Origin of the sequence: Moraxella tarda (genome assembly GCF_035181405.1) — a bacterium.
GTDB lineage: Bacteria > Pseudomonadota > Gammaproteobacteria > Pseudomonadales > Moraxellaceae > Moraxella.
Map to the genome: position 1 here is coordinate 341,886 of NZ_JAYGGV010000003.1, position 18,849 is coordinate 360,734.

Consider the following 18,849-nt stretch of genomic DNA (forward strand, 5'->3'; position numbering starts at 1 on the left):
TTTGATTGTGCTTATTAAGGTGTCAAATAAGTGCAATATCTAAGGATTTTTCATGACTGAGCAAACGCAACACAGCGAATCTCACAACCCTCAAAATAATGAATACAGCTCAAAAAACATCCGAGTTTTAAGGGGGCTTGAGGCAGTGCGTGTCCGTCCGGGCATGTACATTGGCGATACCGATGATGGTACAGGTCTGCATCATATGGTGTTTGAGGTGGTGGACAATGCCATTGATGAGGCTTTGGCTGGGCATTGTGATGAGATTAATATCGTGATTCATGAGGATGAGTCGGTGTCGGTTATGGACAACGGCCGTGGCATTCCTGTGGATATTCACCCAGAAGAAGGGGTGTCTGCAGCACAAGTTATTATGACGGTTCTGCACGCTGGCGGTAAGTTTGATGACAACTCCTATAAAGTCTCTGGCGGCCTGCATGGCGTTGGTGTATCGGTGGTTAATGCTTTGTCCAAAAGATTGATTTTAAATATTTGGCGTGATGGATATTCGTATACTCAAAATTATACTGATGGCGTGCCTGACTTTGAGTTAAGGCAAGTTGAGCCGACTGATCGGACTGGTACGCAGGTTAGATTCTATCCAAGTGATGAGATTTTTAGTGGCACAATTTTTGATTACGATATTCTTGCCAAGCGTCTGCGTGAACTATCTTTTTTAAATTCTGGTGTGCGTATTGTACTGACTGATGAGCGAGATGATAGAGTTCAGGTTTTTGAGCATAAAGGAGGGTTGTCTGAATTTGTTACTTTCATCAATGAGGGTAAGCAGACCCTGAACGATATTTTTCATTTTACCGCACAAGGAGTAGAGGGTATTGGTGTGGAGGTGGCTCTACAATGGTCGGATAGCTACACAGAAAAAGTGCTGTGCTTTACCAATAATATACCGCAAAAAGATGGGGGTGCGCATTTATCGGGGTTTCGTTCGGCACTCACTCGCTGCCTAAATCACTACATGGAAAGTGAAAACATTGGCAAAAAAGAAAAGGTTCAGGTAACAGGTGATGATGCACGAGAAGGGTTGGTGGCGATTGTCTCTGTCAAAGTTCCTGACCCAAAATTCAGTTCTCAGACTAAAGATAAACTGGTGTCTAGTGAGGTAAAGTCTGCTGTTGAAACGACCATGCACGAACGCCTAAGTGAGTATCTACTGGAAAATCCAGCGGCTGCCAAAGCCATTTCTGGTAAAATTATTGATGCAGCTCGTGCTAGAGAGGCGGCTCGCAAGGCTCGTGAAATGACTCGCCGTAAGACTTCGCTGGATATTGCAGGTTTGCCAGGTAAGCTGGCTGATTGTCAAGAAAAAGATCCTGCTTTGTCCGAACTGTATATTGTTGAGGGTGATTCGGCAGGCGGTAGTGCCAAGCAGGGTCGTAACCGTAAAATGCAGGCAATTCTGCCATTAAAAGGTAAGATTTTAAATGTAGAGCGTGCCAGATTTGACAAGATGCTCTCATCTGCTGAGGTTGGAACGCTCATCACGGCACTTGGCACTGGTATTGGTGCTGATGAATATAATGTTGATAAACTTCGCTATCACAAAATCATCATTATGACCGATGCGGATGTAGATGGCTCTCATATTCGCACATTGCTTTTGACTTTCTTTTTTCGCCAAATGCCAGAACTGATTGAGCGTGGGCATATTTATATCGCTCAACCGCCATTATATAAAGTCAAAAAAGGCAAGCATGAGCTTTATTTAAAAGATGATGAGGCGTTAAAATCTTATTTGCTGTCATCAACAATTGATGAAAACCAGCTGTTTTTAAGTAAAGATGCACCTGCAATTACTGGCATGGCACTTGAAAAATTGCTCAATAATTACAACCAATCACAGGTTGTTAAAAGCCGATTGCAAAATAAATATCCACCACAATTGCTTGATGCCTTAACCTTGATACCGAAGTTTGATGCTGATTTTAAAGATAAATCTAGCGTTCAGGCATGGGCGGATAAGCTGCAAGTTAAATTGAGTGAGATTGCTGGTAATTTGTCGCCACAAGTGGCGTTGATTGAAGCTGTGAGTTCTGATGATGCTCAAAAGCAGCAATGGTTACCTCGAGTAACGATATTTGTTCATCGTTTGCCTCAATATTATACACTTGATGCGGGATTTTTAAATTCTGCTGAGTATGCAAGGTTATATAGGTTATCTGGTGAATGGAATACGGTACTGGGGGTTGATGCATTTTTGCGTCGTGGCGAGAAGGATTTGGCAATCAAAGACTTTCATTATTTGTGGGGGTATATGATGGCGGATGCACGGCGTGGTATGAGCATACAGCGTTACAAGGGTTTGGGTGAGATGAATGCCGATCAGCTTTGGGAGACCACGATGGACCCAGAGAATCGTCGAATGCTTAAAATCACCATTGAAGACGCCATCGCAGCGGACCACCTGTTTAATTGCCTGATGGGTGATGAGGTTGAGCCACGCCGTATTTTTATTGAGGAAAATGCATTGAATGCTGATGTAGATATCTAATTCATCAGGCTTATTACCTCTATCAAAATGCGGCTGCTGATCATTCCAGTCGCATTTTTTGTTTTTTGATTAAAAAAAATGACTCTGCACCAGTAGTCTACCCCATGCTAGACCAGAAACATGAGGTATAACACTAAGTTAAGCACTTATAAGCTCAAAAAAGATTATCAAATGCTTTTGTATTATTAAGTAAGATTTTTTGATTTTTCTAGTCTAGGGCCTAAGTAATTATTTGGGTTTGTATAGTATTTAGAAGGGTGTAAAAATCCTGCAGAAATTAGGGTAACTTTTGCAGGATTTTTTTTAGGATTTTATTCATCAAAAACCAAATCTTGGGTGGGATAGCCTTGTGATTTGGCAAGTGCAATGTAGCGGTTTTGGATATCCGTAGGCATTTGCTCACGAGCCAAAAGCCATAAATAGCGTTTGTCAGGCGTACCAACCATCGCATAGCGGTAATCGTCATCAAGTGCCAACACCCAATAATCGGCATCGCCAATCCCAAGCGCTCTGATAAATTTTGGGGCAAAATTTACCTTAAGTTTGGCATCGCCCACAGGTTTTGCGATGGCGTGTGCTTGGATACGCTTGCCATCTTTGTTAAGACAGCTATTAACCACCTGCACCACGGTTTGTTCGCCATCTTTGGTCAAGGTGTAATTTGCCCTGCTGTCTTTAGCGCAGTTTCTTTGAAAAAACATGGGCAATCTTGCCACTTCTTGCCAAGAACCCATATAGCGTGGCAAATCAACCTTTGCTACGGTGGCAGGTGGGTTGGTGGGGGTATTGGGCGTACTGGTGCAAGCGGTCAATCCTAAAACAAGGGTTGTACAAAGACTCATTACAATACGAGACATAAAAATCCTTAAAAGACAAAAGTGTTTAAACAAAGGGGTATGGTAGAGTACAAAATATGATATACCATAAAAGTGATAAAATACAATGGCATGGAGAAGAAAAAACTTTTATCTTTTTATCAAAGAATGCGAGTTTCGTTTCAACTATGGCTTGCCTATAATCGGCTTAGAATACCCAGAAAATGGTGTGGGGTTTAGGGCTTATCTACTACAGCCCTAAACATTTTAATAAATCGTCAACATCTTGATATTCTGAAAAATTTATTTTTGAAAATCCATAACCAATGTAGCTGTCTTTAATCAATTCTGTTGCACTTCTATGAAATAAAATCACACCAATCTTTCTGTTTACATTCAAAAAATTATCCTAGCACAGTTTGATAAAATTCTCACGAAAAATCTTGGTCGCCAAATCCACCAAAAAATGTTAAAATATCAAGCAATTTTTCCCCAATAAAGGCAATCCAAATGACCAAAAATATCACCGCCGACCGCATTTTAATCCTAGACTTTGGCTCACAATACAGCCAGCTTATCGCTCGCCGTGTGCGTGAAATTGGCGTGTACAGTGAGTTGCACCCTTTTGATGTTGCCGATAATTTTATCCAAAACTTTGGGGCAAAAGGCGTGATTTTATCAGGCGGGCCCGAAAGCGTGTATATGGACGGTAGCCCCAAAATCCCCCAAGCGGTGTTTGACCTTGGCGTGCCTGTTTTGGGCATTTGCTACGGCTTTCAGGCGATGACGGCACAGCTTGGCGGGGTGGTGCAAGCAGGCGACATCAAAGAATTTGGCTATGCCAAAATTGACATTGTCGCCCAAGACAAATTGCTAGCCGATACGGCAGATGCCCACAACCAATCGCAAGTGTGGATGAGCCACGGCGATAAAGTTGCCAAATTGGCAGACGGATTTGTCGCCACATCAAGCACGCCAAGTTGTCCGTTTGCGTCCGCATCGGACGAAAACCGCCAATTATACGGAGTGCAATTTCACCCAGAAGTTACCCATTCACAAAAAGGCACGCAAATGCTACAAAACTTTGTCCACAGCATTTGTGGCTGTGGCAACGATTGGAATTTTGATAATATCATTGAACTGCGAATCCAACAGTTGCAAGCACAAATTGGCGACAATCAAGTGCTATTAGGCTTATCTGGCGGTGTGGATAGCTCGGTGGTGGCTGCGCTTTTGCACCGTGCGATTGGCGATAAATTGACCTGCGTGTTTGTGGACAATGGTTTGCTTCGCCTAAACGAAGGCGACCAAGTGATGCAAATGTTTGCCGAGAATATGGGTATCAAAGTGATTCGTGCTGATGCCGAAAACCGCTTTTTGGACGCACTAAAAGGCGTAACCGACCCAGAAGCCAAACGCAAAATCATCGGACGAGAATTTATTGAAGTGTTTAGCGATGAAGCACGCAAATTAAACGGCATCAAATTTTTGGCACAAGGGACGATTTACCCAGATGTGATTGAATCTGCCAAAAGCAAAAACGGCAAGGCACACACCATCAAATCGCACCACAATGTCGGCGGATTGCCCGATGATTTGGCGTTTGAATTGGTTGAGCCTTTGCGTGATTTATTTAAAGACGAAGTGCGAAAAATTGGCGTGGCACTTGGGTTGCCTGCCCAGATGATTTATCGCCACCCTTTTCCCGGCCCAGGTCTTGGCGTGCGGATTTTGGGCGAAGTCAAAAAAGAATATGCCGATATTTTGCGAGTGGCAGACGATATTTTTATGCAAGAGCTTCGTGCATCTGGCTGGTACGACAAAACCGCCCAAGCCTTTGCGGTGTTTCAGCCGATTAAATCGGTGGGCGTGGTCGGCGACGGTCGCCGTTATGCGTGGGTGATTGCCCTTAGAGCAGTGGAGACGGTGGATTTTATGACCGCGCGTTTTGCCCATTTGCCTTATGATTTGGTGGATAAAATCTCAACACGCATTATGAATGAAATCACCGATGTCTCTCGTGTGGTCTATGATGTGTCTAGCAAACCGCCTGCGACAATTGAGTGGGAGTGATTGATAAAACTGGCTCTTTGGGGTCAGTTTTTCTTTATAAGACAATTGGTCAAAAAAACGCACAATAAACCTTTTTAAATACTGTAATGTGTAAAAAATCAAACAACCAATCCAATACTTGCCCACATTGCAATCAAGCACTTGATAATATCATAACTTGTCAATCGGTAGTATTTTGTGGTTATTGTCAAAATAGCCTACTGATTAACCCATTTTTAAAATCATTAGAGCGATTGAGCTTTTGGCAGTTTATTGGTTATTTTATAAAAAGTCAGTATAAATTATATTTGGCTTGTGGTATTATATGTGGGTTTTTTGTAGCAATCATCACAATTTTTGATAATCTTGACAAGATTAATGTAGGCCAAACTTTTGGGATAAGTTTAATTATAATTGCACTTATTATTATCGGTGTTGGTATTTATTATACCGAAAAAAAATTACAAAACTATCCTGCCGATAAACTCAAAAATAAGCTAATTATCAAAGGCATAGATACTTATACACTTATCCAAAACGACTTTAAAATATCGTTTGCATTAGAAAAACTAGCCGAGCAATTTGATAAATTTACCGCTTGTTGTCCACATTGTGGGTCGCAAAGACTACATCAAAGATTGGATACATTTGTTTGCAAAAATTGTCATTGCTGTTTTGATTTAAATAAAAAACTCACGCATTTAAAAACAATTAACCTAGCTATCCAATATATTTTTATCTTTACTTTAATAAGATATTTGGATAATATTGTTTATGCAATGCCTTTATTTTTGATTGTTTTATTTTTTGTAAATTTAATCGCCCAATATTACTGGTTTAAGACCCCAAAATGGCACATACACGCCCCCTAGCCGAACGAGTTCGCCCCACATCGCTTGACCAAATTATCGGGCAAGGCCATCTATTGGTCGTGCCTGCAACCGATTGTGGCGGTAACATTTTCTAGGTTGCTTTTGTTTTAGATGAATGACAAAAGCGATGCAGGAGAAAAGAAAGGGTCTTGGCATCGTAAAGTTTGATTGGTAAAAAACAAACCCATCAGTATAACGATGGGTTTGTTGCCACAAGATAATAGAATTACTGTATCAAATCCACTAATGCCCCATAACCTGCATTTTGCATATCGCTTAGTGGGATAAATTGCAAGGCATCGCCATTGATGCAATAACGCAATCCGCCTTTGTCTTTTGGACCGTCATTAAACATATGCCCCAAATGCGAATCTGCTACACGAGAACGCACTTCGGTACGCACCATATTAAAACTGGTGTCAGGCAATGTTGTGATAACTTCTTTACTAATTGGTTTGGTAAATGACGGCCAACCACAGCCTGAATTGTATTTATCAGTGGATAAAAATAACGGCTCGCCACTTACCACATCTACATACAGCCCCTTGTCAAATAAATGGTCATAGTGATGACTAAATGCTCGTTCTGTTGCACCGTTTTGAGTGATGTTAAATTGAGCTTTGCTTAGTCTATCTTGTAGATTTTTATCATATTGCTGATAACGGGTAGGGTCTAGTGCTTGGCTTAATGTATCGGCTTTTGGCAAAGGGCTTTTGGGCTGAATAACAGGTATTTTTTGATTGGCAAGGCTGACATCAATATGACAATAGCCATTTGGATTTTTGGTTAAATAGTCTTGATGATAGCTTTCTGCTTCATAAAAATGGCGTAGTGGCTGATTTTCTACCACGATTTTTTGGTTAAATTGGCGAGCCAGTTTGCTAAGATTATCATCAATAATGGCTTTATCGCTTGGGTCGGTGTAATAAATGCCTGTGCGGTATTGTATACCCCTGTCATTGCCTTGTTTATTAAGACTGGTTGGGTCTATTACTTTATTATAATACGCCAAAATGGTAGCAAGATTGGTTTTGTCGGCATCGTAAGTTACTTTTACGGTTTCGGCGTGTCCTGAGCCTTTGATGACATCTTCGTAGCTTGGGCTTGCTGTTTTGCCGTTGGCATAGCCAGATACAGCATCAACCACGCCTTCTACTCGCTCCATATAGGCTTCAAGTCCCCAAAAACAGCCACCTGCCAGATAAATTGTCCGTGTGTTAATCGGTGTTTTGCCGTCTGCTTGATAATAGATATTGTCGGTTTTTTTTGGGTTTTTGTTTGACATAGAGTGGTTTTGTGCTTGCAAGTTTTTAAGCCCTGCAAAATCATTGTCTGCATTGTCTGATAGTGCCGATATTTGGGCATCGGATAGATTGCCTTTGTGAAGATAAACCAAATTACCTTTTTTGTCCAAAATGGCAAAGGTTGGATACACCTGAATGCCAAATTGGTTAATCAGCGTGCCATTTTTGTCGGTTAGTACTGCTAAATTGGGGTATTCTTTGGCGACCACATTATACCATTTGTGAAATGCTTGCTCGTCTTTTTCGCCTAGCTGATTGGGGCTTGCTACGCTAATGACATTCATATTGGGATATTTTTTTGCCCAGTCATCACTTTCTTGTAAAGTGGCAAGGCACGAAGGACACCAGCTTGCCCAAAATTTTACGATTGTTGGGCGGTTTGGGTCAATCACGCTTTTGTTTGTTTGATAGATATTGGCGTTTGGCAGTGATTGCAATGTCGCCAGCGTTTGACTGGGTAGCATATCTTGGCTGGACTTTTGGTGCGTTTGTTCGTTTAAGTCATAAGACTTGGCGTTCATTTTTTGGCAACTTGATAAAAGCAATAAAGTTGCACATAAGGCACTGCTAAAACTTAGCGTATTACAAAGCGGTCGTTTTGACATTGTCGTATCCTTTCACAAATTAACATTGGAAAAATGGTTGGTTATCAATCATCTTGTGTTTTAAATTGAGTCATCATTTGATTGAGTGCTTGAATATTGTGTTTAAAGTTACGACAATTTTTACAAAGACATAAGTGGCTATATACTTGCCCTTTTTGTAAAGTACTAATGTTATCATCTCGCCAATGGCTAATCAAATGAATAATACGGTAGCAATGCTTATCTTGGGGTAAGTTTTGAGGTTCAAACATTTGTTTTTCCTTCTTTATTGTTAGTTAGAGATTTTCATCATCAAACCATTTGATTTGTAAGCATACTTGTAATCGTAATCTGGCCCGGCACATAATGACATAAAAATTTTGTTTGCTTATTTGACAACTTTCACAGATTTCTTCGGTGTCTAGCTCCAAGTATTCTTTCATCAAAAATATTTTGGCGTGTTCGGCAGGCAGGTTGTTTAAACACACTTCCAAAACCTGCCAAAAACCGTCATTTTGAGCTTGAATCTCAGGATTATATGCTCTTTCATCAAACGCTGTAGGGCGAGTGCTTTTGTGCCACGAACCGTCTTGGGTAAACAAAGTATTGATGACAAGCTCATCACTGTCATTATTGTCGTCATTTGTTAAATCGGTTAATGGAACATAGCGATTTTTTTGGCGCAAGTAGTCAATGATTTTGTTTTTTAAAATGGCAAAAACCCAAGTCTTGAGTGCGGATTTACCCTGAAAGTCTGTTTGGTACCGCAATGCAGTGGTTAATGCTTCTTGCACGATGTCTTCGGCAATATTTGTATCATTCAGTTGATTTTTTGCAAATTTTAGCAGTTCTTTGTAAAGGTATAACAAATAATCGTCATTCAATGAATGATGCATACTGTGTGTTTTGCTATCTTTTAATAGCCGAATAAATGTTTCATTATCATCATTCATTTTTATGCCTTTTATTTGTATTTACTTTAAAAAATGCTTTTTTAAAAAATAATCAATACTCACATAGTTACCTGCTCCATAAAACAATAAAGGCAATAGCATAATCAAATAAGTTACCGCAAATTCCACGCCATTATTTAAAATTACAAAATTTCCCATATCGGTAAGCCACTCGTAATTACCGTGTTCTTGCAAAATCTCACGAGCCTTTTCCAATCTTAATGCAACTTCTTGGGCGTTATTTAGACTGTCATTGGCACTGCCAAAACCCAATTTTGACCAAAATAAGGCAGTGCTTGTGCTAGCTTCACTAGATGCAATGGCAAACCAACCATTTTTTAAATGCACCATCCAGCCTGCTACTGCCATTGTAATGATTAGCATAATACTAAACAAGCGTGTAAAAACCCCAAATAGCAAAGCAAATCCACCAATAAGCTCGGCAAAAATCACCAATGCTGTCATCAAAGGTGCAAAAGGCAGTCCAAGCCCCCAGTCGCTATTGCCAAGCCATTCACTGGTTGCATTAAAGCTGTTTAATTTATTGAGTCCTGCGACAATAAAAATCGGTGCTAAATAAATACGCAAAGCAAGCAGTAAGGTAAAATCAAGCGATTTTAATTTATGGATAAATCTATCATAAGTATGGATAATTTTTTGCATAAAAACTCTTTTTTTATAAAACACTAATTGGGCTAATTTATGTCATTTGAATTAACACAGATTGGCTAACTAATAACGCAAATAAATCATCGGTATATGCCAAAAGCTCGTCAATATTGTCATAATCAATAAATTGACCAAAATCACGCATTAGTTGCTCATTAGATGAATATGTTTGTTCACTATTTTGCATAAAATCAATGAGTAAATGGGTCAAAGCATTGATTTGGATAAATTCTATTTTGTCATTATTGTCTTTTAAGACCACCAAAAAAGCATCAGACGGTTCAATATCGCTATTATCTACGCTAATGGTATGTACAGGATAATGATAGTGATGATTTTGTACGCTATGATTTAAAGCGTACGAATTGTTGCTGTCAATAATGACTTTTGGTGTTGTATTTGGTAAGGTATCTACATATAACTCCAACCATTCATAATGAGCAAGCTCGGGCAAATAATCAGGCACAAAATCAATATCACTTTTTTGAAGTGTTATTGCATTATGCCAATCACTGTCGTTGTCATCGTTTAGTTTTGATAAAAAATCCACAAATTGCATTGGAATTTCACTAAAATATGGTGAATGTGTTGGATAACATTGAAAAAAATACAACGATAAAGTTTTAAAATTATCGCCCAATATCGCCCGACAAATGGGAAAGCATTGATTTATAAAACCAGACATATTGTTAAAAATCAAGTCTTGGTAAATTTTGCCAACCTTGTGGGGGATGGTATCGCTAGCAGATTGAGAACGCAAATAATCACCAAATTGCAATTGAAATTTTTGCAAAGAATAAGGCGGTTTATGACTATTAACTGTGCGATTTTTTTCAAATAAAGTTATTGTCATTGCTTTTTATCATTTTAAAATCAGGCAGATAACTGCTGTTTGTTTGGATTTAAAGATTGACACGCATTTTTTTGAGCATGGTGAATCATATCAATCTCTGTCAATAATTCATCTAGGGCAGGAAAATTAAAATCTCGCTCCAAACAGGTGGGAATGTCGGTGGCTTTTTTGCCTGTACGATGATAAATCTCACGATAGGCTTCGTCCAATAACTGCCAAACAGGTTCTATGACATTATTGCCGTGCGTGTCTATAATAAAACCATCTTCTGCCACATAATGCCCTGCAATGTGCATATAACATACTTTTTCTAATGGCAACTGGTGTAAATAGGTAATGGGGTCAAAGCCAAAATTTTGGCTATTGACATAAATATTATTGATATCCAAATGCAATAAGCAATCGGCTTCTTTGACCACAGCACTGATAAACTCGCTGTCGGACATATCACTGTCTGGTGGCGTGTAATAATAACTGGCGTTTTCAAAACCAATTTGCATACCCATAATATCTTGGGCTTGTTTTATGCGATTGGCAGTCCATTTGACCGCATCGTTGGTACAAGGAATAGGCAATAAATCATACAAATGTCCCTTGTCATCAGATGTCCACGCCAAATGCTCAGTATATAACTGCATACCGTGTTCTTGCATAAATTTTTTGGTATTTTTTAATAAATCAATATCCAATTTGGCACTACTGCCGATTGACAAAGACAAACCGTGGCAAATAAAAGCAAATCGCTCGGTATAGGATTTGAGTAGTTTGTGATACTGCCCACCCATTTGCCCTGCCGAATTAAGCCAATTTTCAGGCGATACTTCAAAAAAATCAATCGCTGATAAATCGTGTGTTTGCATATCTTGGCAAAGCTCACGGCGAAAGCCTAAGCCTGCACCTTTTAAACAATTACTCATATCGGTCTCAACGATAAATGGCATTAAAAAACACTTAGAATCAATCAAACAAGCATATGCTTATTTGATTGATTAATAACGCTAAGTAAATAATGTTAAGTTAAGTCGGCTTATTTAGCTCCGCCACACTTACCTTCGCCACATTTGCCTTCACCGCACTTGGCTTCGGCTTTTTTGGTGGTAGGTGCTTTGGCTGTGCCACCGCATTTACCTTCGCCACATTTGGCATCTGCCTTTTTGCTGGCTTTGGCTGTACCGCCACATTTGCCTTCACCGCACTTGGCTTCTGCTTTTTTGCTCGCCTTACTTTTGCTGACACAAGCCTTGTCAGCTTTGTCGCATTGTGTGGTTTTGTTTTGGTAGCCTTGTGCCATCGCATTTAATGCAAATGGGCTAACGCCTGCTACAACCAATGAGCCAACTAAGGCGGTTTTTGCTAATTTTTTCATGGTATAAACTCCGATTGTATGTTTTATCAAGTTTTGGTATGATTTTTGGTAGTCATGCCAAAAGTAAAAATAGGACATTTTGTTAATATTTAAAAAAAACAGAATGTTCTATTACAATAGTCGTAAATCAAACGCAAAACCTTACAATTTTTTTTAATATTTTTTGTATTATGTTGAAAATTCATACTTATCATACATGGCAAGGTGGATTATGGTTTGTATGTTGGATTGTCGCCAATAGATGGTAAGGGCTGGGATTATCAAATCTGTTGATGAATTTTGACGGTTTGTTGGCTGATTACATTCAATATTTGAGTGAGGATAATAATATTATCCAGATGAGCAAAAATCGTGGTTGGGTTGTTGTTAATACTGTGAGTAGTGGGCGTGTTTTAAGAAGCCATTTAATTTAAATTAAATGGCTTTTTGTTAATTACTTTAATAATTCTTGTACTTGTTTTTCAAATACTGGCAAATGTTTTGCAACGGATTTATCTATCGCCTGTATAAATTTGTTGTTATCAGTAAGCGACATAGCGGACTTAGTCAGTGCCTTTGTTACCAAAGCCTCTTTGGTGATGATGCTTTGACCAACTGGTGTTTGATAAAACTCAATCATTGCATTCACTTCTTGTTGTGTATAGTGTTCTTTGGCAATGTTAATGTAGGTATTGATGATCTGCTCAGATAAAATACCAAGATTGACATCTTGCCAAATTTTTTCGCTCAGATCATAAAGAAGGGCCTCAACTTGTGAACGCTTTTCTTCTGGTAGGTAATTGACCATAGAGTTCATGCTAGTATGTACAAATGCATTAACAAAACCAGATTTCATCGTCTCTTGGACAATTTGCTCTGTGTTGGTAACCTTTGTTAATGTGAGCAATGAGTCATGACTTGGTGTTTTTGCCATGACAGTAGTTGAGCCAAAGAGTAGGCTTGTGGTCATCAATGTTGTGATAATGCTCTGTTTAATATTCATGTTTTAACCCTGTTTGATAATCGATGAAATAAAAAGTTGTTAATATCAATGTGTAAATGAAAGTTATTACCATATAATATGATGGAAAAGCTATGATAGCAGAACCAACCTTTTTGTCAATACTGTATTTGCACAGCTGTATTTGTGTCTTTGAAAAACTTACCAATGTATTTATAAAAATTTGCTATAATGTATGCAAAGATGGCTGTTGCTCAAATGACCCAAAAGATATACTAAAAAGCATTTGATATTTTTTTGATGGACTTTTGAGCTACTCTTAAAAAATCAAATCAATTTTATATTGTTTCATGTGAAACAGTTATCAATGATCATTAATTTGGTCTGGTTGTTACTTGATTTAAAGTCATTGATGCTGGTGGGTTGGTGGTTTTGATGTCATTAAAAAGTGATGAGTTAAAGACTGTCTTGGTGATTTAACATTTGACAGAAGCGATAATAATAGGGTGTGGGTGATTTGTGAGATTTTCCAAATTTGGCGAAAAATTTACCAAAAACAGTGGTATTTTGCAGTTGATGGACGATTTGGGTAGGGCTTTATCAAGCGATAAGCCTATTAATATGCTGGGTGGTGGTAATCCTGCCGTCATTGATGAGGTAAACAGGGTTTATCAAAAGACTTTGATGGATATTGTTGCTTCGGGTGATGCGATTGACAGCATGGCCAATTATTCGACACCGCAGGGAGATGCTAAGTTTATTGATACGCTGGTTGATTTTTTTAATCGCCATTATGGTTGGTGTTTGACAGCGGATAATATTGCATTAACCAATGGTTCGCAAAATGGATTTTTTTGTTTATTTAATCTATTTTCTGGGCAGTTTACTGATGGGGAAAAATCTATCTTACTGCCTATGGCGTCTGAATATGTGGGCTATGCAGATGCTCATGTGGATGGTACGCATTTTTTGTCGGTGCCACCAATCATTGAGGAGGTGGTGCATGATGGACAAACAGGGTTTTTTAAGTATCGTGTGGATTTTGAAAAACTAGAAAGTCTGCCAGAGTTGGCTTGTGGTGAGATTGGGGCAATTTGTTGTTCTCGTCCAACCAACCCGACAGGCAATGTATTGACCGATGATGAAATGGCACGCCTTAAAGATTTGGCTAAAAAGCATGACATTCCTTTAATCGTTGACAATGCCTACGGCGAACCATTTCCAAACATCATTCATACTGATACGAATTTAAGCTGGGATACTCAAACGATTTTGTGTTTTAGCTTATCAAAAATTGGTCTGCCAGGAGTGAGAACGGGCATTATTGTAGCAAATCCTGAGGTGGTGCAGGCGGTGAGTGCAATGAATGCGATTGTTAATTTGTCTCCTGTGCGTTTTGGGGCAACAATTGCCACGCCGATTTTTGCTGATGATACAATCGTTAAGCTTGCCAGAGCGTATATCCGCCCATTTTATGTTCAGCAAGCGAATTTTGCCATTGCATTGTTAAAGGAGCAGTTTGCTGATTTGCCAGTAAAAATTCACAAACCTGAAGGGGCGATTTTTCTGTGGGTGTGGTTTGAAAATTTGCCAATTTCTACAACCAAGCTGTATGAAATACTAAAAGCAAAAGGCACGCTCATCATTCCAAGTGAATATTTTTTCTTGGGTATTGATGTCGCTAATTATCCGCATGCCAAGGAGTGTATTCGCCTTAGTATTGCTCAAAATGATGAAACGCTCATTCGTGGCATCAAGATGATCGGTGGGGTGGTGCGAAATCTTTATCAGAAAAGTTAATCGTACCTGCTTATTATACCAAGCTAATAAAAATCCCAAATCATTGAGATTTGGGATTTTTATTAAATTAAGCAACTAAACCGCCGCAATCACCATGATTTCAACAAGCCAGTTGGGGTTAACTAGTTTAGCTTGTATGGTGGCACGAGCAGGTGGGGTGGTGTCTTTGACCCATTCATTCCACTCTTCATTAAAGCCATCAAAGTTTGCCAAATCACTGATGAATACTTGTGCTGATAAGATTTTGGATTTGTTTGTACCTGCTTTGGCAAGAGCCTTATCAATATTGGCAAAAACTTCACGAGATTGCCCTTTGATGTCTAGGCTATCATCGTCAGGTACTTGCCCTGCCAGATAAACTACGCCATGATGAATAGCGATTCCGCTTAAAGTGGCGTTGCTGTCAAGTTTGGTGATGTTGGTCATAGATTTTCCTTAAAGGCTTGCAAAATTTAGTGATAACGAGCCAAAGACAGTCCATCGAGGCTGATATCGGGCGTTTGTCGGGTGATGATGTCGGCAATCAGTTTTCCAGAGCCACACGCCATTGTCCAGCCAAGTGTGCCATGTCCTGTATTAATAAATAAGTTGCCAAACCTAGTGCCACCAATGATGGGCGTGCCATCTGGTGTCATTGGGCGTAGTCCCGTCCAAAATTTGGCATTTGGCAAATCGCCACCTGTGAACAAATCGTTTGTTACCATCTCTAAGGTAGCACGGCGTTTGGGATTTAGAGTGAGATTAAATCCAGAAAGCTCAGCCATACCACCTATTCTGATGCGATTATCAAAGCGTGTGATGGCGACTTTGTAGGTTTCGTCCAGCACGGTTGAGACGGGGGCGTTTTTCTCATCAAGAATCGGTACGGTTAAAGAATAACCTTTGACAGGATAAATTGGCAAATCTAGCCCCAGTTGTTTGGCAAGATTGCGAGAATAACTACCAAGAGCAAGTACATAATGATCGGCAATCATCATCTCGCCATCAATCATCACACCAACAATCTGATTGCCATTGTGATGGATATTGTCTATGGTTTTGTTAAAAACAAAGTTTACGCCCAAGTCTGTGGCCAGTTTTGCCAAATTCTTGGTAAATAGGTTGCAGTCGCCAGTTTCGTCGTTAGGTAGACGCAGACCACCCACCAGCTTATCTTTGGCATGTATCAGGGCAGGTTCAACTTTATCCAATTCATCACGACTGATAAGCTCATAATCTACGCCACATTCTTTTAATACTTCAATATCACGACCAACAACATCCAGCTGGGCTTGCTTGCGAAATAATTGTAGCGTGCCTTTTGTGCGATGCTCATAGTTGATGTTTGTATCGCTTCGAAGTTGTTGCAGGCAATCACGACTGTATTCGGCAACTCGCATCATGCGTTCTTTGTTGATGGCGTAATCGTGAGTATTGCAGTTGGCAAACATTTTGCTTGCCCAGATTCCTTGCCAAGCTGTGCCATCTGGACTGATGGCAAAAGGGGCGTGCTTTTGAAATAGCCATTTGGCTGCTTTGGTAGGAATACCAGGTGCTGCCCAAGGGGTGGAATAACCAGGGGAGATTTGTCCTGCATTGGCAAAACTCGTCTCTTCGCCAACATCTGCTTGACGGTCAATGACGGTAACTTCCACACCTAATTTAGCAAGGTAATAAGCGGTTGTTACGCCTATCACACCACCACCTAGGATGATTGTTTTCATGAGGTATTTCCTTGTTTTTTTATTGTGTACCTTTTGCGTACTTGTAAAAATTCTGCGACTTAGCCTTGCGGTATTGTATATGATGCCAATCATGAAAACAAGCTGCTTGGTAGAGATGAAAAAGAGGCTGGCGTGAATTTATTGTTGATTGGCGGTGCGGTACTGGGTGCAGTGTTTCGTTATTTTCTTGGTGTTTTTGTAAATATATTGATGGGGTGATGAGCTTAGCTGTGGTTTTGTTTTGAATAAATTTCGTCCAACACCAACCAAGTTTTGTCAAACTTGGTCAAAAAAGATACCTAAAAATCTGTTATAATAATCTAAATTTTTATAACAACCTGTGAAGAAATATGTCCTTATTTTCTTATTTTGAACGCAAAATTGATCCTTATCCAGAAGGTCCTATGCCTGTAATGACTCGAGCTAAGCTTCTGTCCTTTCTTTGGGTGTGCACCGAGGGGGCAAGGGTGTGGATTTTTATTCGTGTGTTGTTGTCGGTGTTGTTGGGCGTATTTGGTTCGCTACTTTTTGCGTGGGTGGGTGATGTGGTGGACTGGCTGACCATCTATGCTCCAAGCACACTTTGGCAGGAAAAAGGACAAACTATCATGATGATTTTGGGTTTGTGCTTATTATCAATCATTGGTGAATTTTTTGATAATTTGGTGCGTTTTCAAGTGCTCCAAGGTGTGATGCCCATGCGTCTAAGGTGGTGGTTTCATAAGCACATGCTCGGACAGTCCATGCAGTTTTATCATGATGAGTTTTCTGGGCGAGTCTCTGCCAAAGTCATGCAGACAGCACTTGCTGTGCGTGATACCATCATGACAATGGCGGAAATGGCATCGTTTGTATCTGCTTATTTAATTACCAGCGGTGTGATTTTATTAGGTTTGGATTTTTGGTTGTTTGTGCCTTTTGCCTTATGGCTTGTTGTCGTTGTTGTTGTGATGAAGTTTTTTTTGCCACGCTTAAGACGCACCGCCAGCGATCAAGCAGATGCTCGTGCTTTGATGACAGGGCGAGTTACAGACGCTTATGCCAACATCAGTGCGGTCAAATTATTTAGTCATTCCCAGCGTGAGTTGGGCTATGCCAAATCTGCCATGCAAGAGTTTATGACCACTGTTCATGCGCAGATGCGTTGGGTGTCGCTACTTGGTACAACTACTGAGACCATTTCTTTGCTGATGATTATTGGCAGTACAACAATTGGTGTGTATCTATGGATGATTGGGGAGGTTACGGTGGGGGCGATTGCCATCGCCTCTGGTATTGCTCTAAGATTAAAAGGTATGATTCAGTGGATCATGTGGGAGATGGCAAGCTTATTTGAGCACATCGGCACGGTGCAAGATGGTATGGATACGCTGACCATGCCACATACCATCATGGACAAGAAAGATGCAAAAGATTTGGTTGTTAATCGTGGTAATATTGTTTTTCGCGATGTATCGTTTAATTATGGTAAGTTAGACAGCTCAATTCAGCTGTTAAATCAGTTTAATCTGAACATCAAAGCAGGCGAGAAAGTGGGTTTGGTTGGTAAGAGTGGTGCGGGCAAATCCACGCTGGTCAATCTACTGTTGCGTTTTTATGATGTACAAGATGGTGAAATTCTTATTGATGGTCAGGATATCAGTGGGGTTACTCAAAATTCTTTGCGTGAGAACATTGGTATGGTAACTCAAGATACGGCCCTTTTACACCGAACTGTGCGTGAGAACATCGCCTATGGCAAACCTGATGCAACCGATGATGAGATTATCTTGGCTGCTAAGGCTGCCCATGCTTGGGATTTTATTTGTAATTTGCAAGACAAGTATGGCAATAAAGGTCTTGATACGCAAGTGGGTGAGCGTGGTGTAAAACTCTCTGGCGGTCAGCGTCAGCGAATTGCGATTGCTCGTGTGATACTAAAAAATGCACCAATTTTGCTGCTTGATGAAGCAACCTCTGCTCTTGATAGCGAGGTGGAACACGCCATCACACAAAGCCTTGATGATATGATGGCAGGCAAGACCGTCATCGCTATTGCGCATCGTTTATCAACCATTGCTAGCCTTGATAAGTTGGTGGTCATGGATCAAGGACGAATCATTGAGATTGGTAGCCATGATGAACTCATTGCCAACAATGGTGTGTACGCCCATTTGTGGTCAAGGCAATCTGGCGGATTTTTGGGAAAAATGGAGTAGGGTGAGTCTATCAACCAATCACCTATGCGGTGTGAAGGAATAGATAACCAACACACCCCCTCTTTTTTTCTAAGCCACCTGTGCGGTGTGAAGGGCCATAAAGTATCTATGGCGAGCAGGATTAAATTTCTAAGCCACCTGTGCGGTGTGAAGGTAATTTTTGTCTGGCTTACTCTTCAGCTTCTTTTTCTAAGCCACCTGTGCGGTGTGAAGGTCAAAATTGGCAAAAGC

At 40.1% G+C, this 18,849-nt stretch carries 16 protein-coding genes, 1 pseudogene and 1 CRISPR repeat array (1 of these 18 cut by a window edge); of the genes and pseudogenes, 6 read left to right on the forward strand and 11 right to left on the reverse strand.

Annotated elements, in window-relative coordinates; all coding sequences use genetic code 11:
* Positions 1–52: 52 nt before the first annotated feature.
* A complete protein-coding gene (gene gyrB, locus U9670_RS05965) occupies positions 53–2,509 on the forward strand; it encodes a DNA topoisomerase (ATP-hydrolyzing) subunit B (protein WP_323840995.1) in 2,457 nt (818 codons plus the stop codon).
* A gap of 311 nt (positions 2,510–2,820) precedes the next feature.
* Here the strand turns inward: gyrB and U9670_RS05970 are convergent, their stop codons facing one another.
* Positions 2,821–3,366, reverse strand: coding sequence for a lipocalin family protein (locus U9670_RS05970; RefSeq protein ID WP_323840994.1), 546 nt, complete (start codon positions 3,364–3,366; stop codon positions 2,821–2,823).
* 78 nt (positions 3,367–3,444) lie between these two features.
* Here U9670_RS05970 and U9670_RS05975 point away from each other — a divergent pair.
* The 3 genes and pseudogenes from U9670_RS05975 to U9670_RS05985 form a co-directional block, all read left to right on the forward strand.
* A pseudogene (locus tag U9670_RS05975) lies at positions 3,445–3,564 on the forward strand (IS1595 family transposase); the annotation flags it as partial.
* Positions 3,565–3,834: 270 nt separating this feature from the next.
* The gene (guaA, locus tag U9670_RS05980) at positions 3,835–5,397 is read left to right on the forward strand and encodes a glutamine-hydrolyzing GMP synthase (RefSeq protein ID WP_323840993.1); all 1,563 of its coding nucleotides are present in this window, start codon (positions 3,835–3,837) and stop codon (positions 5,395–5,397) included.
* An 86-nt stretch (positions 5,398–5,483) separates the two neighbouring features.
* Positions 5,484–6,248: a hypothetical protein gene (locus U9670_RS05985; protein ID WP_323840992.1), complete on the forward strand. Its 765-nt coding sequence runs from the start codon at positions 5,484–5,486 to the stop codon at positions 6,246–6,248.
* 226 nt (positions 6,249–6,474) lie between these two features.
* Here U9670_RS05985 and msrAB read toward each other — a convergent pair whose 3' ends face one another.
* From msrAB to U9670_RS06025, 8 genes are all read right to left on the reverse strand, one after another.
* Positions 6,475–8,157 (reverse strand): bifunctional peptide-methionine (S)-S-oxide reductase MsrA/peptide-methionine (R)-S-oxide reductase MsrB, encoded by a 1,683-nt coding sequence (gene msrAB, locus U9670_RS05990; RefSeq protein WP_323840991.1) that lies wholly within the window; start codon positions 8,155–8,157, stop codon positions 6,475–6,477.
* A gap of 44 nt (positions 8,158–8,201) precedes the next feature.
* Positions 8,202–8,408, reverse strand: a complete 207-nt coding sequence (locus U9670_RS05995; protein WP_323840990.1) for a hypothetical protein — start codon at positions 8,406–8,408, stop codon at positions 8,202–8,204.
* A 24-nt stretch (positions 8,409–8,432) separates the two neighbouring features.
* Positions 8,433–9,089: a sigma-70 family RNA polymerase sigma factor gene (locus U9670_RS06000; RefSeq protein WP_323840989.1), complete on the reverse strand. Its 657-nt coding sequence runs from the start codon at positions 9,087–9,089 to the stop codon at positions 8,433–8,435.
* A gap of 21 nt (positions 9,090–9,110) precedes the next feature.
* Positions 9,111–9,752, reverse strand: coding sequence for an HvfX family Cu-binding RiPP maturation protein (locus U9670_RS06005; protein WP_323840988.1), 642 nt, complete (start codon positions 9,750–9,752; stop codon positions 9,111–9,113).
* A 37-nt stretch (positions 9,753–9,789) separates the two neighbouring features.
* The gene (locus U9670_RS06010) at positions 9,790–10,611 is read right to left on the reverse strand and encodes an HvfC family RiPP maturation protein (protein WP_323840987.1); all 822 of its coding nucleotides are present in this window, start codon (positions 10,609–10,611) and stop codon (positions 9,790–9,792) included.
* 20 nt (positions 10,612–10,631) lie between these two features.
* Positions 10,632–11,528, reverse strand: coding sequence for an HvfB family MNIO-type RiPP peptide maturase (locus U9670_RS06015; RefSeq protein WP_323840986.1), 897 nt, complete (start codon positions 11,526–11,528; stop codon positions 10,632–10,634).
* A 110-nt stretch (positions 11,529–11,638) separates the two neighbouring features.
* On the reverse strand, positions 11,639–11,977 hold the full coding sequence (locus U9670_RS06020; RefSeq protein WP_323840985.1) for an HvfA family oxazolone/thioamide-modified RiPP metallophore: 339 nt from the start codon (positions 11,975–11,977) through the stop codon (positions 11,639–11,641).
* Between the two features lie 433 nt (positions 11,978–12,410).
* Positions 12,411–12,959 (reverse strand): DUF2059 domain-containing protein, encoded by a 549-nt coding sequence (locus U9670_RS06025; protein WP_323840984.1) that lies wholly within the window; start codon positions 12,957–12,959, stop codon positions 12,411–12,413.
* 477 nt (positions 12,960–13,436) lie between these two features.
* On the opposite strand from U9670_RS06025, the gene U9670_RS06030 reads away from it, so the two are divergent.
* On the forward strand, positions 13,437–14,717 hold the full coding sequence (locus U9670_RS06030; protein ID WP_323840983.1) for a valine--pyruvate transaminase: 1,281 nt from the start codon (positions 13,437–13,439) through the stop codon (positions 14,715–14,717).
* A 75-nt stretch (positions 14,718–14,792) separates the two neighbouring features.
* Here U9670_RS06030 and U9670_RS06035 read toward each other — a convergent pair whose 3' ends face one another.
* Both U9670_RS06035 and U9670_RS06040 read right to left on the reverse strand, forming a co-directional pair.
* On the reverse strand, positions 14,793–15,143 hold the full coding sequence (locus U9670_RS06035) for a RidA family protein (protein WP_323840982.1): 351 nt from the start codon (positions 15,141–15,143) through the stop codon (positions 14,793–14,795).
* Between the two features lie 26 nt (positions 15,144–15,169).
* On the reverse strand, positions 15,170–16,420 hold the full coding sequence (locus U9670_RS06040) for a D-amino acid dehydrogenase (protein WP_416381494.1): 1,251 nt from the start codon (positions 16,418–16,420) through the stop codon (positions 15,170–15,172).
* Positions 16,421–16,770: 350 nt separating this feature from the next.
* On the opposite strand from U9670_RS06040, the gene U9670_RS06045 reads away from it, so the two are divergent.
* Positions 16,771–18,618 carry an ABC transporter ATP-binding protein gene (locus U9670_RS06045; RefSeq protein WP_323840980.1) on the forward strand — a complete coding sequence of 616 codons (1,848 nt, stop codon included), beginning with the start codon at positions 16,771–16,773 and terminating at the stop codon, positions 18,616–18,618.
* A gap of 66 nt (positions 18,619–18,684) precedes the next feature.
* Positions 18,685–18,849: a CRISPR direct-repeat array (repeat unit 28 nt; unit sequence TTTCTAAGCCACCTGTGCGGTGTGAAGG); it runs 1,486 nt beyond the window's last position.

Excerpts from the sequence above, each read along its gene's own strand:
- gyrB (WP_323840995.1), top strand. The coding sequence starts at position 53 with ATGACTGAGCAAACGCAACACAGCGAATCTCACAACCCTCAAAATAAT.
- U9670_RS05970 (WP_323840994.1), bottom strand. The coding sequence starts at position 3,366 with ATGTCTCGTATTGTAATGAGTCTTTGTACAACCCTTGTTTTAGGATTG.
- guaA (WP_323840993.1), top strand. The coding sequence starts at position 3,835 with ATGACCAAAAATATCACCGCCGACCGCATTTTAATCCTAGACTTTGGC.
- U9670_RS05985 (WP_323840992.1), top strand. The coding sequence starts at position 5,484 with ATGTGTAAAAAATCAAACAACCAATCCAATACTTGCCCACATTGCAAT.
- msrAB (WP_323840991.1), bottom strand. The coding sequence starts at position 8,157 with ATGTCAAAACGACCGCTTTGTAATACGCTAAGTTTTAGCAGTGCCTTA.
- U9670_RS05995 (WP_323840990.1), bottom strand. The coding sequence starts at position 8,408 with ATGTTTGAACCTCAAAACTTACCCCAAGATAAGCATTGCTACCGTATT.
- U9670_RS06000 (WP_323840989.1), bottom strand. The coding sequence starts at position 9,089 with ATGAATGATGATAATGAAACATTTATTCGGCTATTAAAAGATAGCAAA.
- U9670_RS06005 (WP_323840988.1), bottom strand. The coding sequence starts at position 9,752 with ATGCAAAAAATTATCCATACTTATGATAGATTTATCCATAAATTAAAA.
- U9670_RS06010 (WP_323840987.1), bottom strand. The coding sequence starts at position 10,611 with ATGACAATAACTTTATTTGAAAAAAATCGCACAGTTAATAGTCATAAA.
- U9670_RS06015 (WP_323840986.1), bottom strand. The coding sequence starts at position 11,528 with ATGAGTAATTGTTTAAAAGGTGCAGGCTTAGGCTTTCGCCGTGAGCTT.
- U9670_RS06020 (WP_323840985.1), bottom strand. The coding sequence starts at position 11,977 with ATGAAAAAATTAGCAAAAACCGCCTTAGTTGGCTCATTGGTTGTAGCA.
- U9670_RS06025 (WP_323840984.1), bottom strand. The coding sequence starts at position 12,959 with ATGAATATTAAACAGAGCATTATCACAACATTGATGACCACAAGCCTA.
- U9670_RS06035 (WP_323840982.1), bottom strand. The coding sequence starts at position 15,143 with ATGACCAACATCACCAAACTTGACAGCAACGCCACTTTAAGCGGAATC.
- U9670_RS06040 (WP_416381494.1), bottom strand. The coding sequence starts at position 16,420 with ATGAAAACAATCATCCTAGGTGGTGGTGTGATAGGCGTAACAACCGCT.
- U9670_RS06045 (WP_323840980.1), top strand. The coding sequence starts at position 16,771 with ATGTCCTTATTTTCTTATTTTGAACGCAAAATTGATCCTTATCCAGAA.